Here is a 17,141-nt window from a genome sequence, read left to right as displayed (position 1 = left end):
AAGTAAAAGTTCGTTTCAAACACGGGCTTTTACTTTTTGAGCACTTGGTTTACTTTAGACACATTCTTAAAAAATAAAAATTGGGGAACTTTATGCAACAAGCACTGTTTGGTGGTGGATGTTTTTGGTGTGTAGAAGCTGTATTTCTACAACTCAGAGGAGTTGAGAAAGTGGTCAGTGGTTATGCTGGCGGAATTGTTCAACACCCAAGCTATGAGCAAGTCTGTCAGGGCACGACACAACATGCTGAAGTCGTACTCATTGATTTTGATGAACAGCAGATCAGCTATGTTCAACTTTTAAATGTATTCTTCACCACGCACGACCCAACCACATTAAACCGTCAAGGCAATGATATCGGTACACAATACCGTTCTGTTATTTATTACTTTAATGATGAACAGAAACAACTTGCAGAGCAGGTGATTCAAAGTTTGGAAGATGAAAGCTTAAATATTGTCACTGAACTGAGTCCTGCCCCGATCTTTTATCCTGCTGAAGATGAGCATCAAAATTTTTATGCGCGCAATCCCTCACAAGGCTATTGCAACTTTAGCATTCCGCCGAAGCTCTCTAAATTGCGGGCAAAGTTTATGGATTTACTCAAAACTGAGTAGACATAAAAAAAGCAACGCTTGGCGTTGCTTTCAATTTTTTATCAGGCTGAATTAAATTAATTTTCACTAACAAAAGCAATATCACTTAAGCCTGCTTCACTGGCACGAGACATCACTTGCGCAACTGTATCGTATTTTGATTCTTTGTCTGCGCGTAATTGTACAGTCGGTTTATTCTCTGCTTGACCTGCCTCTTGGAAACGCTGTTCTAGCTCATCTAAACTAATAATTTGCGTATCCCAAGCCACCGCACCACTCGCATTAATACTAATGGTAATTGCTTTTGGTGGCGGATCTATAATTTCAGCCGTTGTCTTTGGTAAGCTCAATGGAATTGATGGGCTAGCAACCGTTGCCGTGACTAAAAAGATAATCATCAATACCAACATAATATCGATCAGAGGAATGAGGTTCATCTCATTCATGCCACTGTCGTGATCTTCACCCAATTGAAAGCCCATTTTAAGCTTGACCTCCAACTAAACTTTGTTGAGTCGCTTTAGTTTCTGTCTTTGCTGTGCTTTCTTGCTGCAACATGGTATCAATCAACAAGCCATGTGCCTGATCTTGTAAATCATGTGCCAAACCACGATTGAAACGCATACAGATGTTGTAAGCCAATACCGCAGGAATCGCAACCGCAAGACCTAGACCCGTCATGATCAATGCCTCACCAACAGGAATCGCAACTTGTGCTAAGCCTGCCTGACCGCTTTTACCGACCGCTACAAGTGCATGGAAGATCCCCCACACTGTACCAAACAAGCCAACGAACGGTGCAAGTGAAGCAATTGTTCCAAGTACAGACACACCTTTTTCTGCTTGTGATTTCTCAGCAGAGATTTGGCGCAGTAGGGCTTGTTCAGCGACTGCTTTACGCTGCTCAAAGGTTAATGGTTGTAACTTCGCTTTAAGCGTCGTCAAAGCCTGAGCAAGCTGAGCATAAGCCTGTTGTTTTAATTGGCGTGTTCCTAAAATACGTAGAATAAAAATCGTCCACGTCGCAATCGACATTGCAAGAAGAATGAAATACAGCGTCTTACTCACTGCATCTGCATGTTGCCAATAAACTGAAAAGTTCATACTCGAACTCCTAATTAAAGTTAGCCGTTAAGGCTTAAATCTTTTAAAGGGTTAAATCTAATGGTAGCTCTGCTTTAATCGGATAAGCAACGCCATTTTCCATATACGGTTTGAATCTTCCACTTCGAACCTGCCTTACCAGCTTTTCATCTAATGCAGGTAAACCGGTACTACGTACAATACGAACACTGGTAATCTTGCCTTTCTCATCTGCTTCAATCGCAAGCACGGCAGACCGTGGCTGGTTTTCCATGTCTTTTGCAGTTGCTGTTGGCTTCGGTGTACGACTCCATTGGATACCAGCACCACCAATTGATACACTTTTTGGTGATGGATCAGCAGCAGCTTGAGGTTTAGCGGCTTCTTGAACAGGTTTTGGTTTTTCAACCACCTTTTCCGTTACAGTTGTACTAACAACTGTCGTTTCAATCTTCGTTTCAACTTTTGGTTCGGTTTTTTGAATCACTTGCTTAGGTGCTTCAGCTTTTACTTGCTGCACTTTTTCAATTTTCTTCGGTGGTGGAGGTAATGGTTTTTCAACAACCTTAACCTCTTTCACTTCTTTCTTAGGTTCAGGCTTTGGTGTCTCTTTAGGTTTAGGGAGTTCAGCTTTTGGCGGTTCTTTAATTTTAACGAATTTAACCTTAAGCGGCTCTTTTTCGATTGGTTTCAACTCAATCGTTTTGATGTGGCTAACCGCCCACAAAACTCCCACATGTCCAATCACAACTGCAACTAAGGCAGTGATGATTTTCTTTTTCATCGGGCTTGACGTGTTGAATGCTGCAGGAGATGGACTCATAAAAATCAAAGTACCTAATAGATGGTGTTCGTAAAAAAACGATCACACACATCGGATAGAACAATTAAAGTGCTGCAATAATAAATGAGAAGTGTTTTCATTTGCAACTATTTTTTTGTGAATATGAATTAAATTAATAACTCAACCCACTTAAAAAGCAATATTATAACATAACAGTACCGTGTGGTAAAAAAACATGCCGATCGGCATGTTCTTTCTTATGACATAGAGCTTTAGGTCTATTAGAAAACGACGGTCTTATTTCCATCGACAATAATACGGTCTTCTAAATGCCATTTGACTGCACGTGCCAATACATTACGTTCAACATCTTCGCCTAACTCACGTAATTGTTCAACGTTATAATCATGGCTCACACGCTCAACATCCTGCTCAATAATTGGCCCTTGGTCCAAGTCCGCAGTGACATAATGCGCTGTTGCACCAATCAATTTCACACCCTTTTCGTAGGCTTGCTTATATGGATTCGCGCCAACAAAAGCAGGCAAGAATGAATGATGAATGTTGATGATCTTCATTTCCCATTTCGCGACGAAGTCTTCACTCAAAATTTGCATATAACGTGCTAAAACAAGTAAATCATTGCCTTGCATCATCTCATTGATTTGCGCATAAGCTTCTGCTTTATTGTCTTTGGTCACTTTTATCACGGTAAATGGAATACCAAAATTCTCAACCGCTTCTCGCAAATCTTCATGATTTGAAATCACATGGGTAATTTCACACTCCAATGAACCACGCGCATGACGCCATAACAGCTCAAGCAAAGCATGGTCAACTTTAGAGACTAAAATCCCGACTTTTTTCAGCTCATTTACAAATGCGAGTTTCCATTGCATTCCATAACGTTCAGCAACGTTGGCGGCAAAGGTTTGCATCAATGCTTCTTTGCGAGACTGCAAATGATCCAACTCAAACTCAACACGCATAAAATAACGTCCGCCTTGAGCTTCTGTTGCGTACTGATCAAGTGCGGTAATGTTTGCTCCCTGATGATACAAAAAGCTCGATACAGCTTGCACGATGCCCGGCTTGTCTTCACAAGTAATCAGTAGTCGTGCTGTATGGGCAGTAGTCGTGTTCATGTGGTTAATATCACTTATTCAAATCAAATTAAAATCAAGCCGAGCATTCTAACGCTTTTTTGTCACGGACTAAATAGCTGTCGCCTACCCGCCATCATTTTTAAGCATTGACAAGCTTGCAAAAAGATCAGAGGGACCAAGCGATTGAAGTAACAGCTCATAAGTCTGACGACTTTCACCCATTAAATAAGGCCCTTCTAAAAACAACATTTGTCGTAATGCTTGCCATACCCACTTTTCTTCTAAGTGGTTATTGTCACTAATATGACCTGACATATAGAGGAAATTGGTCCAGTTGGTCAGCACGATCCATAAGTTGATAATCAACGCTTCAATTTCAGAATCAGTCATTTTCATCAACCCAGCATCAACGAATGCACGATAGATTCTTTGCCCTTGTTGCATGACCTGCCCCGCAAAACGCGGATAAATCTTTCTAAAATCATCATTATTTTCAACAAGATGATAAACATCACGATGAATGAAACGATAAGCCCAAAGTTGATTACTTAACACCTGAAAATAACTAATCTTGTCATTAGCATTGAGTTGACGATCATCAGGTAACGCCAACATACCTAAGGTCTCAGCCTGATATTGCAGCGCAAGTTCCTTAATGATTTCTTGCTTATTACGAAAGTGATAATACAAATTGCCTGGACTAATACCGAGTTCAGCCGCGATGTGATTGGTCGTGACGGAACGTTCGCCACGCTCATTAAATAGCTGCAAACTGATCTGCAAAATTTTGTCTTTAGTTTTGTTCGGTTTAGCATTCGACATCGTTTTTAACCATCTATAAGATTATCAATGAGTTATAAAACAAACCCACAAGGCGACTTGACACTTTAGAGTATTTACTCTAAAAATGAAAAAGTAAATAAGTTTTCTTTTGGTCTACTCCTATGAACAGTCAAACAAAAACAACCGCAATGACACCTCATGTTGATGTAAAACGGCTACATGATTTGCTTGAACAGCAAAGAGTTGCTTACCAACGTCATCCTGTCCCAAGCGCAAAAGAACGTATTGAGCGCTTGGCTCGACTTAAAAACATTTTGGTAAAGTACCAAGATGAATTTGCGAATGCAATTAGTCAAGATTATGGCAATCGTGCCATTATGGAAACCAAAATTGGTGAAGTTCTTACCTGCTTAGAACATATTAAATACTATAGCAAGAACTTGACCGAATGGATGAAACCATCTAAACGACATATCAGCATGTTACACCAACCAGCTAAAGGCTGGGTACAATATCAGCCCTTAGGCGTGATTGGTGTTATTGCACCATGGAACTATCCACTATTGCTCTCCGTTGGCCCACTGATTTGTGCATTGGCTGCGGGCAATCATGCCATGATTAAAATTTCTAGTGCCTCATCAAACTTTGGTTATGCGCTCGAAAATGCGCTTTCAGAAGCCTTCCCTCAAGAATTAGTTGCCGTTGTAAATGGTGGCGGTCCTATTTCAGATGCATTTAGTCATCTTGCATTCGACAAACTGATTTTTACTGGCTCGACCTCTGTCGGTAAAACGGTCATGGCCGCTGCTGCTCAGAACCTTGTTCCGGTTATTTTGGAACTGGGAGGTAAGTCTCCAGCACTCGTTCACTCATCCATGAATATTCGTGATGTCGCTCAACGCATTGCGGTTGGAAAGCTTTGGAATGCAGGTCAAACCTGCGTTGCGCCAGATTATATGTTCTTGCCTAAAGGTAAGACGGCTGAATTCACGAAGCATTATCAAGACTTTGTGAATAGCATGTATCCAACTTTGGCTGACAACAATGACTACACCTCGATTGTCAATGACAAACAATATAACCGTCTACAAGGTTATCTTGAGGATGCACAAAAGCAAGGTGCTCATATTGTTGAGTTAAACAGCAAGAACGAGTCTTTAACTGAAGCTCGTAAAATAGCACCGACTTTATTGACTGGTGTCAGCACTGACATGGAAATTATGAAGAATGAGATCTTTGGTCCAATTCTGCCTATTTTAGAATATGAACACATCGAAGATGCGCTTCAATTCATTAATAGTCGTCCTCGTCCATTGGCTTTCTATTATTTCGATGTTGACAGTGCGCGTGCAGAATATGTTGCGGGGCGTACTCATTCAGGACATTTTGGTATTAACCAAGTCTTAACTCATGTCGCTCAAGACGACCTGCCATTTGGTGGTGTCGGTGCATCAGGTATGGGCAAATATCATGGTAAGGAAGGATTCTTTAGTTTCTCACATGAACGCTCGATGATGTCTAATCCTGTAAGCCCTAAACTTTATAGTTTAAAATTCATTCTGCCGCCATATAATAAAGCGGCGCACAAACTGCTTTTGAAAACACTATTTCGCTAGGCTGATCAAGGCATGACCTATCAAACAAGTTCATGCCTTGTTTTTACCAATTTCGCTTGTCTTTTAATCGTATTTTTGGTATAAAACGCCCCTTGAATGATTTCATCCGTTTACTTGAATGGCTAGTTGCACGAAACAGTGCTATAAAACTAGCAATGGAGTTCACCATGTCTAAGGTTTGCCAAGTTACCGGCAAGCGTCCTATCGTTGGTAACAACGTATCGCACGCAAACAACAAAACCAAACGCCGGTTCGAGCCGAACCTGCACCACCACCGTTTCTGGTTAGAAAGCGAAAAACGTTTTGTACGTCTTCGTTTAACCACTAAAGGTATGCGTATTATTGATAAATTGGGTATTGAGAAAGTTGTTGCTGATCTCCGTGCTCAAGGTCAAAAGATCTAAGGAGTCTGAACAATGCGTGATAAAATCCGTCTCGTTTCTACCGCTGGTACTGGTTATTTCTATACCACGACTAAGAACAAACGTACAATGCCGGAAAAAATGGAAATCAAAAAATTTGATCCAAAAATCCGTCAACACGTAATCTTCAAAGAAGCTAAAATTAAATAATTTTGGTTTCTTTAAAAAAACGACTTCTTTTGAGGTCGTTTTTTTTGCTCTAAAAAAAAGTAGCAGCCCCACAGTCAAATGCGCTTATAGCAACATAATCGAGATTTACATGATTTTTTTTGATAATTAAAAAAATTGTCATCAACAATTTCTATTTTACTTGTTACAATTTATTCGATTTCTTGTTGGCATGTTTTATGCTGATTTATTTATACCTTAACCGCAACGATTAAGGAGTTCTAATGCCACATGATGTTGGTTTAATTATATTACTTGCTGTTGGTTTTGGTTTTGCGCTTATTTTTGGCTATATCGCAGCACGTTTACGCTTACCTCCTTTAATTGGTTATCTTATTGCGGGCATTATTATTAGCCCGAACACCCCAGGTTTTGTGGGTGATATCAAACTTGCCAATCAGTTGGCTGAACTTGGTGTCATGTTTCTCATGTTTGGCGTGGGCATGCATTTTTCCATCAAAGACTTACTTCAAGTCCGCCGTATTGCCATACCTGGTGCAATTCTGCAAATCAGCGTCGCAACCTTACTCGGTGTGGGTGTTTCCATGCTTTGGGGATGGAGCTTTGGTTCGGCCCTCGTCTTTGGTTTAAGCTTATCTTGTGCTAGTACTGTGGTACTGCTCAAAGCACTCGGCGATCGAGGCTTACTCGAATCCGTTAACGGTAAAATTGCTGTTGGCTGGCTCTTGGTTGAAGATCTGGTCATGGTGTTGGCATTGGTGCTTTTACCCGCTATCGCCGTGCTACTGGGAGGACAAGCTTTACATGGTACGGATACATCACAAAGCATTTGGATGACTATTGGCATTACCTTATTAAAAGTCACAGGCTTTATCGCTTTCATGCTGATTGTGGGTAAGCGCCTTGTACCGATGATTATGCAGTTTGTCGCTCGTCTCGGTTCACGTGAGTTATTTACTTTAACCGTTGTAGCAGCTGCGGTCTCTATTGCTTATGGTTCTTATGCTGTTTTTGGCGTTTCGATGGCGCTTGGTGCATTCTTCGCAGGTATGGTAGTCAAAGAGTCCGACTTTAGTCATCGAGCGGAAGAAGAAACCCTACCCTTACGTGAAATCTTTGCAATTTTATTCTTCGTATCTGTCGGGATGCTATTTGATCCAAGTATCTTGCTAGAAGAGCCCTTACATATTCTGGCTGTAGTTGCGATTATTATGGTAGGTAAAACATTGGCAGCGATTGCCTTGGTTTTATTCTTCCGTTACCCGATCAACACCGCTTTAACTGTCGGTGCAAGTCTGGCTCAGATTGGTGAGTTCTCATTTATTTTAGCCACGATGGGTGTTGCACTCGGTTTACTGACCTTAGAGGCTCAAAATCTGATTCTGGCAGGCGCATTATTTTCCATCACCTTGAACTCGTTTATTTTCTCCGCTATCGAACCAACACAACAGTGGATTCGCCAACGTTCGCATCTGGCACGTTTATTAGAGCGCAGTAGCGATCCACTGGCGATGCTACCTGATGAGATGGATCAAGACTATTTACGCGATCAAGTGGTGATTATTGGTTATGGTGGGGTCGGTCGTCGCATTAGTGACAATCTAATACAACAAAATATCAAAGTAGTGATCGCCGAAGAAAACCGTGAGATCGTGGAACGATTGCGTACTCAAGGCATCGCTGCGGTCAGCGGTGAAGCCACCGAACCAAATGTTTTGATTCAGGCACATATTCAGCATGCGCGTTTATTGGTTATCTCCCCAATGGATATTTTGGATATTCATCGGATCGTCGACATTTCCAAACAGTTAAATCCTGAAATCCAAGTCTTGATTTGTGCTGAAAGCAAGGAAGAAGCGGCGGTGATTCGAGAGGAAAATATCGGTGAAGTCTTCTATGCGAAAGAGGAAATGGCAAAGAATATGAGCCATCTCATCCTAAGTCGGATCGAGCTGGCACACCAATCCACTGGCTATTAAACGCTTTAGATACCATAAAAAAAAGCGTACTCTCAAGTACGCTTTTTTGCTTATAAATATTAGCTTAAATGAGGTGGCTGCTCATCCATAACTTCCGCTTGCCACTGGTTCATTTGCTTTTCTAGCAAACCAAATAAAGCCGCTTGAATCATATGTTGCGCGACTGCTGGTGTTTGATCGCCAAGAATTTCTTTCACTTCGTCACTAAATTGTATCTTTACTAAAGGCTCTTGTTCAGAACCGGCATTACGTAACGCGAGCTCACCACCTTCGAGTTGAACCAATTCTAGCACCGCTTCTTGGTTACCAAATAATTCTTTTAACTGCTGCATTGACATATATATTCTCCATGCTTCAATCATGGTGGCAAAGCACGTGTGCACTTTGCGATCTCACGTCTTATTTATATAAGTGCTGTTTGCATGAATTTCAAGTATCTCACTGGTTTAACTTAGAACTCAACCATTTCGTTACGAAAACCATCAATTAAGTGACTTAACTCGCGATGCCATTCACGCAAAATTTTGGCATCAGGTAACCATGCTTGTGGGCTTTGGGTGACTTTGATGATCAAATTAGATGAGGTTTCATTCTCAGGCTCTGGCGAAGTCGGCTCTGGTGCATATTGGCACATCCGATAAGCACGTTTTAATTCAGCCACAAAACCATCTTTTGCCAAATGTTGTAACACTGAAATTTCTGGAGAGACCTGACCCTTATCCGCCATATGCGCTTCAATGGATTTAAAGGTCGGTTGTAAATCATTGAGACGGTAGTAACGCACCAATTCTTGCAAGAACGCTAAAATCGCCCCATGCAAATGAAATACCGCAGCTTCACGATAAGCCTGTGCCTGTTGAATATGTTCAGTTTGCTCTGCTTGTTGACATGCAAGTCGAGCAAAATAAAGTTTTTGATTGGTACGATCGGCATGGTAGCGAGCAACACGAGACATCTTAAATCCCTATTTTATTTCATTTAAATCATGAGCAATTGTAAAGCGAATTGACGATTAAACAAATAGTGATCATCACATCAATTCGACAGGATAAATTCTACGCTTTGCAATACATGCTACAGGTGCAGCAAAAGGACGAACATTGCTGATCACCCAAGCATAATAACCTTCAGCCCAACGAGATGCCTGTGCTGCTTCAACTTCATGTTGTTGCCAAGCATGCACAGATTCAATGTCAACCAAAGCAACCGCTCTGCCCATTTCCTCATCGCCATCTTTCAACAGATAGCTTTGGTTTTCTACGATAACGAGATTTCTGAGCGGCAATTCCTCAGGTAACCATGAGCGAACTTCTAAAGTTTTAAGCCCTTGTGCAATTCGCTCACCGTTCGGTGCAACAATAGATAAAGCTGCATATTGCTTAAACATTAAGAATTAAGCTTTATCGTCCGCAGCTTTCACTCGGATGCCAACACCTTTGACACGTAAGGTATTTAAACCTTTAATCGCCTTGACACCCTCTCTTGGATTGGTCATCTCTACAAAACCAAAACCTTTAGATTTTCCTGTTGCCTCGTCCTTCACCACGACACAAGATTCGACTTTGCCATACTGTTTGAACAACTCAAGGACTTCTGCATCGGTCACAGAACGATCTAAATTACGAACTAAAATTTTCATGCTAAAACCTAAAAAATGATTCATTTTTTAAAGAAATGAATCAAAATAATTGAATATGCCTAGTTTAATCGAGATCAATACCAAAACCTAAACTTATTGCTGAGTTACGCTGCCAACTACTTTTATTAAATGAAGACGGAACTTGACGATGAATCTGCACATCTAGCAAATGTTGAGGTAAATCATTAAGAAAATAGCTTTCTACTTTCCGCCCTAGCTCATCATATTGATCTTGTGACCATAGATTTAAATTTTGTTTGGTCAAAATCAATTCATTTTCGGCACGTGTAAGTGCCACATAGAGCACACGGCGCTCCTCTTCTACATCATCAAAATCACCTTGCGCCCGTGCGTGCGGATATTGATTCGGCGAAACATGCGGGACATAACACACTTTTTGTTCCGTCCCTTTGGCGGAATGAATCGTAATCAAAGTCACTAGATCTTGATCAGGGGTTTTATCTATTTCGGAAACAGAAATAGGATCAAGCACATATTCTTCCAAGAACTCGCCCAGCAACTGATGTTTCCGTGCCAGTTGTTTTACCAGATCAAAATCTTTGACCCGACGACTCCAATCTTTATTTTTATAGTTATTTTCTAATTGTTCACTCAACGCATCCAGTGCCAAGCCAATACAGGCTTCAACATGCTGCTGCAATACATCGAGTTGTTTCAAAATTAAAATTGCGTGTTGTGGCACTTTGCCATGTCGCTCTAAACGTTGACAACGCGCATCAATGTCTGCGAGTTGGATCAACTCTTGCGCCAATTTACTCGCACCAACATCGCCAACACCATCCCATAAGGTCAGAAATCGCATCCAAGCCAAATCATCCTGCGGATTGACACTGACCCGAAGAAAACTTAATACATCTTTGACATGTGCGGATTCGAGTAGTTTCACCCCACCAATAAAACGATACGGAATATTGGCAGCAATTAAAGCCCCTTCTAAATATCGACCACTAAACCCTGAACGGAGTAAAACCATGTGTTCAGCCCACGCTGCGCCTTGGTAATGTCGTTGATTTAAATCTTGAATAATCCAATTGGCTTCTTCAAATTCATTGCCTAAAATATGTAATTGTGGCTTCAACCCTTTACCACGATAAGCCAACAAGTGTTTGTCATAACGAATCTGGCTCTGCTCTAATAACCAATTAGATAAGTCTAAAATTTCCTGCGTTGAACGATAATTCATTGCCAAAGTCAGCACCTCAGCGTCAGGCACTCGTTCTTTAAAATGATGAATATTTTCAAAATCTGCGCCACGGAAACCATAAATCGACTGAGCATCATCCCCTACGCAGAACAGTTTCACTTTTCCAACTAAGGGTTGCAGCAAAGCCCATTGCAGTGGATTGGTATCCTGCATCTCATCAACCAATAAAGCAGAACAGAAGCCTGTCACCCATTTCACCAACTCAGGTGAACTTTGTAAGTGCACTGCGACAATCGATAAAATATCATCATAATCAAGAAAATTTCGTGCTTGCTTGCGCTGTTCATAAGCCTGCATCAGTTCAGCAATTTGCGTTTTATATTCGACTGCCTGAGGAAGCTGTTGAATCAGTGCATCGGAAAGTTTGGTCTTGGTATTACGCGCATAGGAATACAAATCACAAAGTTCAGCAGCTTTGGGTAGCACATTGCCTTTATCTTTGCCACGCAATAAACGAAACATCAACAACTGGTCATCACGATCAATAATACTAAATTGTGTTAAACCAAAAGCTCTAGGATTGCGACGCAATAAATACATGCAAAAAGTATGAAATGTTGATGCCCGTAAACCCTTGGCTTGTGCGCCCATATGCTGCTCCACACGGGTAACGATTTCACTTGCTGCACGACGAGTAAAGGTCAATATCTGAATCTGTTGTGCTGCTAAGCCCTGATCGATCAAATACGCTGCTCTAGCCACAATGGTTTTGGTCTTTCCACAACCCGCCCCTGCTAAAACCAAGCAGTTTTGTGCTGCCGTGGTTGCGGCTTGTTTCTGTTGTGGATTCAGTTCATCAATTAGCTTGGCAAGCGTCATAAAGTCGGTCAGTTTGAAGTGAAGTGGTATTTTAGCAGACTAAGGGAAATGAAACATTTCACGCTACAAAAACAAAAAGAGCATGCTCAACACATGCTCCTAATACCCAAACAACTCAGTTTAAACCACAGTCGAGCTATGTGGGAGTTGCTTAATTGCTCCAGCAAAGGTCAGATAATTGATGCCTTGAAATAAGATATCAATCGCAAGGAACATACCGAGTACCCAGAAAGGTGAAGTTGGTGAGGATAAGATCAAAACCCCAGTGAATAACGTTACGACACCTGAAAAAAGCACCCAGCCCCAACCCGACATCGGTCTAAGGATAAAGGCGTTCACAGTCCGAATAATCCCTGCAATAATTAAAGCAATTGCTAAAAAACTAGTCAGAACCACGGCGGTAATCACAGGTGTGGTAAATGCAAAATAACCTGCGATGAGATACAACACACCAAACAATGCCCACAACCAGCGTGTACCACCTTTGAAGACCATAAATGCAGCAAGAAAATGTAAAACCCCGCCCAACATCATGAGTACACCGAATAAAAGTACGGCTGAAAGCGTTGCGAAAGGCAAAGCAGCCAAAAGAATCAAACCAATAATAATCAATACCACGCCCAATAACAGATACCATTTACGATCAGCGTGTAGCTGATTGCGAATCAAGTCATTACCCACTGTTTTCATCATTATTTACTCTTTTATCATCAAGTTTATATTTATATTCTGAGCGTCTTTTATCCGAACTTCTGTATAAGGCATGTTGATAATTCATGATGTAATGTCAGGAAAACTGGTGTTTTATTTCATCATTTTTATTTAAGAAGTGTTTTGTTTATATGTGGGTAAATCGAGACTTATCCACACATTGTCCTCGCCATCCTTTTAAAGCCCCAACTTTACTTGATCCAACCTATTTCTTTTGCCGTAAGCATACTAACCATCGTTTGCTCTAGATCATTTGGCATTTTACTTTTGTGTTCTGAAAGTGGAATACGCCCACCCATAATCTCAGCCTTGGTTTGTGGGTACAATGGCTTCTGATCTGCTTGTGCATAACCAATGGGGAAAATGGGCTCACCCGTATCTAAAGCATATTTATCGGTGGCACCAAATCCATGAAGTAACTCATGCACAAGGACCACATTGTTTTGATCTACTTGTTTCTGTGATGCAAACAGATTCACTGAACCAATTCGACCACGTTGCAATGCAGTAGAGTGCTTTAACATATTGGTTTGCTTTGGATCATGAAAATTCAAATACAAGGTTAAACTTGGATAACCATCAATCGATTGACGTTGTTTCCATGCATAAAACCGAAACTTCAAACTCCATAAAATATTTTTGAAGATACTCTGCTGCTCTGACATTGCGGGAGGTGTATGGTAAAGCTCACGCCCAATTTGCAGCATAAAATAACTGCTTTGCCCTCGATAGTGCTGACTATTGCGCTCTAAATATTGTTTTACTTCAATAAAGTCATCTAATCGTAATTGCTGAATATAGTGTTGCGTTGTGTCTAAACCATCGGCATTAATCGGATGTAAAAGGATGATAATCGGCTGATTCCAATCTTGGTTTTGATCTCGATAAGCATTCACCGCAACTACCAAGAGCACCATCAATAAGCATGCCACTCGAATATTTTTCCACATTGCTTACCCCCCAAGTAGAATTTAATTATTGCTTTTATTTGTTCTATAAAAAATGCTAGCAAATCGCTAGCATTTTTATTTTATCAATGATTAAGCTTCAACCCATTTTCCATTTTGGAAAACTAAACTCCATTTGGTTTGCTTACCTTCTAAGGTTTCTGAACCCACGTATTGCACTTGATTCTTACGGCTAAACTTCACCACTGTTGGATTACCTTCAGGATCTACATCAGGTGCTTGCAATAAGAATTGATACTTCTCGTCCAATTGCTCAGCCACGCTACGTAACTCAGCCACTTTTGGTGCACGTGTTTCACGAATTTTTGGGAATTTACTTGCTGCCAAAAACAAACCTGCTGCACCATCACGTAACACGAAGAAATCATCATGTTTAGTTGAACGTAAATGTTCCATCTTGATTGGATCAACACGAGGTGGCGCTGGCTGACCACTCTTTAATACTTTACGGGTATTGTCACAGCTTGAACACGCAAAATATGGACCGAAACGACCTGTTTTAAGCTGCATTTCGCCATCACATTTATCACATGGAATGGTTGGACCATCATAGCCCTTGATCTTGAATTGACCTTCCTCAAGCTCATAACCATCACAGTCAGGATTGTTACCACAAACATGCAGTTTACGACCGCCATCAATCACATAGCTATCCATGGCAGTGCCACATTTAGGACAACGATGTTTTGACATCAAGTCTGCTGTTTCAGCACCATCATCATCGGACAGCACAGCTAAAGACTCAACAGGTGTCAGATTCAATGTTCCTTTACAACGTTCTTTAGGCGGCAAGTTATAACCTGAACAGCCGAGGAATACCCCAGTTGTACCAGTACGCACTTGCATCGGACGAGAACATTCAGGGCACTGCACGTCAGCCACTTCGACAGGCTGATTACGGCGCATACCGCTTTCGCCTTGTGCATTGGTTAAACGCTTTTTGAAATCGCCATAGAATTCATCCAGTAGCTCTTTCCAGTTCCGATCACCCATTGCCACTTTATCAAGTTGCCCTTCTAAATCTGCGGTAAACGCATAATTCATAAGGTTGTTAAAGCTTTCATCGAGGCGATCTGTAACGATTTCACCCATCTTCTCTGCAAACAGACGACGGTTTTCAAGTTTGACATAACCACGATCTTGAATAGTCGAGATAATCGCAGCATAAGTCGATGGACGACCAATGCCACGTTTTTCTAATTCTTTAACCAATGATGCTTCTGTAAAACGTGCAGGTGGCTTGGTAAAATGCTGGCTTGGATCAAGTTGTTCTAATTTCAGCACTTCTCCGACTTTAACAGCAGGAAGTAATACATCATCATCAGATTTATTGGCACCGCGGACTTTGGTAAAACCATCAAAGACTAAAGTACGACCTTTGGCTTTAAGCTCTACATTTGCCGCTTCAACAGTTAAAGTTGAAGATAAATATTCGGCTGGTGTCATTTGACACGCAACAAATTGACGCCAAATCAAATCATATAAACGCTGAGCATCACGCTCTACACCAGCAAGTTTATCGCCAGTTAATACCACATCAGATGGACGAATCGCCTCATGCGCTTCTTGTGCACCCGCTTTATTGCCATAGCGATTTGGCTTTTCAGGCACATATCGATCGCCAAAGGTCTGCTGAATATGGTTACGTACCATATTGACTGCGTCATCACTCAAAAAAGTCGAGTCAGTACGCATATAGGTAATAAAACCACCTTCATACAACCGTTGCGCCAGCATCATGGTTTTTTTGACTGAGAAACCTAAGCGTGTGCTTGCTGCTTGTTGTAAGGTCGAAGTGATATATGGTGCACTTGGATTAACTTTGGTTGGTTTGTCTTCACGCAATGCAACTTTATATTCAGCATCTTTTAATACGCTGAGCAAAGCATCAGTTTGCGCTTTATTTTTAAGCTTGAGCGTTTTACCTGCTTGTCTCACCGCTTCTAAGCGAATGTCATCTTTTTTCGATTTAGTATCTGCAAAGACTTGCCAGTATTCTTCTGGAATAAATGCGCGAATTTCACGCTCACGCTCGACGACGAGCTTAACCGCAACTGACTGAACACGTCCTGCCGATAAACCACGGGCAATCTTTTCCCATAACAACGGCGAAACCATAAAGCCAACCACACGGTCAAGAAAACGACGTGCTTGTTGTGCATTGACGCGATTTAAATCTAAGCGTGTTGGCTGCTTAAAAGCTTCTTGAATGGCGTTTTTGGTAATTTCGTTAAAGACCACACGATGGTAACGGCTATCATCGCCACCGATGACTTCTCTTAAATGCCAAGCAATCGCTTCCCCTTCTCTATCCAAATCCGTTGCGAGATAGATTGCATCAGCATCTTTGGCGAGTTTTTTCAGTTCGGCAACGACATTTTCTTTACCGGGTAACACTTCATAGTGTGCAACCCAATCATGTTCTGGGTCGACACCCATACGATTAATCAGTGCTGATTGTGCTTTCTCAGCCTTTTGTTCATCGGTGAGTTTAACGCGGGTAACAGGCTTCTTTTCAGTTGCCTTACTTCCCCCACCAGTCGGTAAATCACGAACGTGACCTACTGATGATTTCACGATAAATTGTGAACCTAAATATTTATTAATGGTTTTCGCTTTTGCAGGCGACTCCACAATCACTAAGGCACGTTTAGTTGCAGCAGAGGTTGAAGCTGCTGTGCTTTTTGCAGCAGAGCGTGGAGTATTCGCCATAATGAACCGTTTTTCCTGTGGTAAATCAAATAATTAGCGCTGGGCTAATTCATATAAATAAGCTTTCATAGCTTCGAGTTGTGTAGCTCTAAGATCAACTTCTTCATCCCAGTACATGCCGACACAGTTCGCCTGCATATCAATAGCATAAACTCCTTTTAATGCAATAGCTAAGTCATTAAATTTCTGCTCACCTTGCACGACTTGGAGTTTCCCATCGACCACTCTTGCCCGCATAAGTGGCAATCGAGCATCTGGGATCAGTACACTATAATAAGTCACCATACTGGCACGATGTTCTGTCGCCATTGGTATCTTGGTCCACTCTGGCGCAACGATGACGCGCGGATGCAATCCCATTTTTCGCGCTTGGTCACGCATTATACCGAGTGCTTTTTCTCGAGGGCTAACACGCAAACCAAAAATCGAGCCAAGTACAAACAGTACAATCGCTACCGTGATCCAAATTCCAACATTACTCATTAAAGTCGCTCAAAACGTCCTTTTATTAGCGTTACATAAGTTTGAGTTAAAAGGCAAGTTTTCCTTACAGTATGTGTTCAGGATGC

19 protein-coding genes are annotated in these 17,141 nt (G+C 41.4%); 5 read left to right on the top strand and 14 right to left on the bottom strand.

The window, feature by feature from the left end; genetic code table 11:
• Nucleotides 1-92 precede the first annotated feature (92 nt).
• Entirely contained in the window at nucleotides 93-617 is a 525-nt protein-coding gene (msrA, locus tag J2Y37_RS09255) for a peptide-methionine (S)-S-oxide reductase MsrA (RefSeq protein WP_004668572.1), read from the top strand.
• A gap of 56 nt (nucleotides 618-673) precedes the next feature.
• On the opposite strand, the gene J2Y37_RS09250 is transcribed toward msrA, so the two are convergent.
• The 5 genes from J2Y37_RS09250 to J2Y37_RS09230 form a co-directional block, all read right to left on the bottom strand.
• On the bottom strand, nucleotides 674-1,078 hold the full coding sequence (locus J2Y37_RS09250) for a biopolymer transporter ExbD (RefSeq protein ID WP_004668571.1): 405 nt from the start codon (nucleotides 1,076-1,078) through the stop codon (nucleotides 674-676).
• Between the two features lies 1 nt (nucleotide 1,079).
• Complete coding sequence (locus J2Y37_RS09245; RefSeq protein WP_004668569.1) at nucleotides 1,080-1,700, bottom strand: MotA/TolQ/ExbB proton channel family protein; 621 nt, start codon at nucleotides 1,698-1,700, stop codon at nucleotides 1,080-1,082.
• 43 nt (nucleotides 1,701-1,743) lie between these two features.
• Nucleotides 1,744-2,502, bottom strand: coding sequence for a TonB family protein (locus J2Y37_RS09240; RefSeq protein WP_349032619.1), 759 nt, complete (start codon nucleotides 2,500-2,502; stop codon nucleotides 1,744-1,746).
• 242 nt (nucleotides 2,503-2,744) lie between these two features.
• On the bottom strand, nucleotides 2,745-3,608 hold the full coding sequence (purU, locus tag J2Y37_RS09235) for a formyltetrahydrofolate deformylase (RefSeq protein WP_004668566.1): 864 nt from the start codon (nucleotides 3,606-3,608) through the stop codon (nucleotides 2,745-2,747).
• A gap of 84 nt (nucleotides 3,609-3,692) precedes the next feature.
• The gene (locus J2Y37_RS09230) at nucleotides 3,693-4,391 is read right to left on the bottom strand and encodes a TetR/AcrR family transcriptional regulator (RefSeq protein ID WP_004668564.1); all 699 of its coding nucleotides are present in this window, start codon (nucleotides 4,389-4,391) and stop codon (nucleotides 3,693-3,695) included.
• A gap of 122 nt (nucleotides 4,392-4,513) precedes the next feature.
• Here J2Y37_RS09230 and J2Y37_RS09225 point away from each other — a divergent pair, with 122 nt between their 5' ends.
• From J2Y37_RS09225 to J2Y37_RS09210, 4 genes are all read left to right on the top strand, one after another.
• Nucleotides 4,514-5,968: a coniferyl aldehyde dehydrogenase gene (locus J2Y37_RS09225; RefSeq protein ID WP_349032618.1), complete on the top strand. Its 1,455-nt coding sequence runs from the start codon at nucleotides 4,514-4,516 to the stop codon at nucleotides 5,966-5,968.
• A gap of 167 nt (nucleotides 5,969-6,135) precedes the next feature.
• Entirely contained in the window at nucleotides 6,136-6,372 is a 237-nt protein-coding gene (gene rpmB / locus J2Y37_RS09220; RefSeq protein ID WP_004649871.1) for a 50S ribosomal protein L28, read from the top strand.
• Between the two features lie 12 nt (nucleotides 6,373-6,384).
• Complete coding sequence (gene rpmG, locus J2Y37_RS09215) at nucleotides 6,385-6,540, top strand: 50S ribosomal protein L33 (RefSeq protein WP_003654787.1); 156 nt, start codon at nucleotides 6,385-6,387, stop codon at nucleotides 6,538-6,540.
• Between the two features lie 242 nt (nucleotides 6,541-6,782).
• The gene (locus tag J2Y37_RS09210; RefSeq protein WP_349032617.1) at nucleotides 6,783-8,498 is read left to right on the top strand and encodes a cation:proton antiporter; all 1,716 of its coding nucleotides are present in this window, start codon (nucleotides 6,783-6,785) and stop codon (nucleotides 8,496-8,498) included.
• Nucleotides 8,499-8,557: 59 nt separating this feature from the next.
• On the opposite strand, the gene J2Y37_RS09205 is transcribed toward J2Y37_RS09210, so the two are convergent.
• The 9 genes from J2Y37_RS09205 to J2Y37_RS09165 form a co-directional block, all read right to left on the bottom strand.
• Nucleotides 8,558-8,836: a hypothetical protein gene (locus J2Y37_RS09205; protein WP_004668558.1), complete on the bottom strand. Its 279-nt coding sequence runs from the start codon at nucleotides 8,834-8,836 to the stop codon at nucleotides 8,558-8,560.
• Nucleotides 8,837-8,949: 113 nt separating this feature from the next.
• Nucleotides 8,950-9,453, bottom strand: a complete 504-nt coding sequence (locus tag J2Y37_RS09200; protein ID WP_005194988.1) for a DUF6586 family protein — start codon at nucleotides 9,451-9,453, stop codon at nucleotides 8,950-8,952.
• A gap of 75 nt (nucleotides 9,454-9,528) precedes the next feature.
• Nucleotides 9,529-9,885 (bottom strand): ASCH domain-containing protein, encoded by a 357-nt coding sequence (locus tag J2Y37_RS09195; RefSeq protein ID WP_004668555.1) that lies wholly within the window; start codon nucleotides 9,883-9,885, stop codon nucleotides 9,529-9,531.
• A gap of 6 nt (nucleotides 9,886-9,891) precedes the next feature.
• Nucleotides 9,892-10,137 (bottom strand): RNA-binding protein, encoded by a 246-nt coding sequence (locus J2Y37_RS09190; RefSeq protein WP_004668553.1) that lies wholly within the window; start codon nucleotides 10,135-10,137, stop codon nucleotides 9,892-9,894.
• Nucleotides 10,138-10,201: 64 nt separating this feature from the next.
• Entirely contained in the window at nucleotides 10,202-12,181 is a 1,980-nt protein-coding gene (locus tag J2Y37_RS09185; protein WP_004668550.1) for an ATP-dependent helicase, read from the bottom strand.
• Between the two features lie 120 nt (nucleotides 12,182-12,301).
• Nucleotides 12,302-12,874, bottom strand: coding sequence for an HdeD family acid-resistance protein (locus J2Y37_RS09180; protein WP_349032616.1), 573 nt, complete (start codon nucleotides 12,872-12,874; stop codon nucleotides 12,302-12,304).
• A 209-nt stretch (nucleotides 12,875-13,083) separates the two neighbouring features.
• Nucleotides 13,084-13,842, bottom strand: a complete 759-nt coding sequence (locus J2Y37_RS09175) for a hypothetical protein (RefSeq protein WP_349032615.1) — start codon at nucleotides 13,840-13,842, stop codon at nucleotides 13,084-13,086.
• Between the two features lie 90 nt (nucleotides 13,843-13,932).
• Nucleotides 13,933-16,572, bottom strand: a complete 2,640-nt coding sequence (gene topA / locus J2Y37_RS09170) for a type I DNA topoisomerase (RefSeq protein WP_241323284.1) — start codon at nucleotides 16,570-16,572, stop codon at nucleotides 13,933-13,935.
• 33 nt (nucleotides 16,573-16,605) lie between these two features.
• Nucleotides 16,606-17,055, bottom strand: coding sequence for a hypothetical protein (locus tag J2Y37_RS09165; protein ID WP_349032614.1), 450 nt, complete (start codon nucleotides 17,053-17,055; stop codon nucleotides 16,606-16,608).
• Nucleotides 17,056-17,141: the final 86 nt, after the last annotated feature.

This window comes from Acinetobacter sp. 3657, assembly GCF_031456775.1.
Taxonomy (GTDB): Bacteria; Pseudomonadota; Gammaproteobacteria; order Pseudomonadales; family Moraxellaceae; genus Acinetobacter.
The sequence above is the reverse complement of the archived record's forward strand: the minus strand, read 5'-3'. Positions and strand labels throughout refer to the sequence as shown.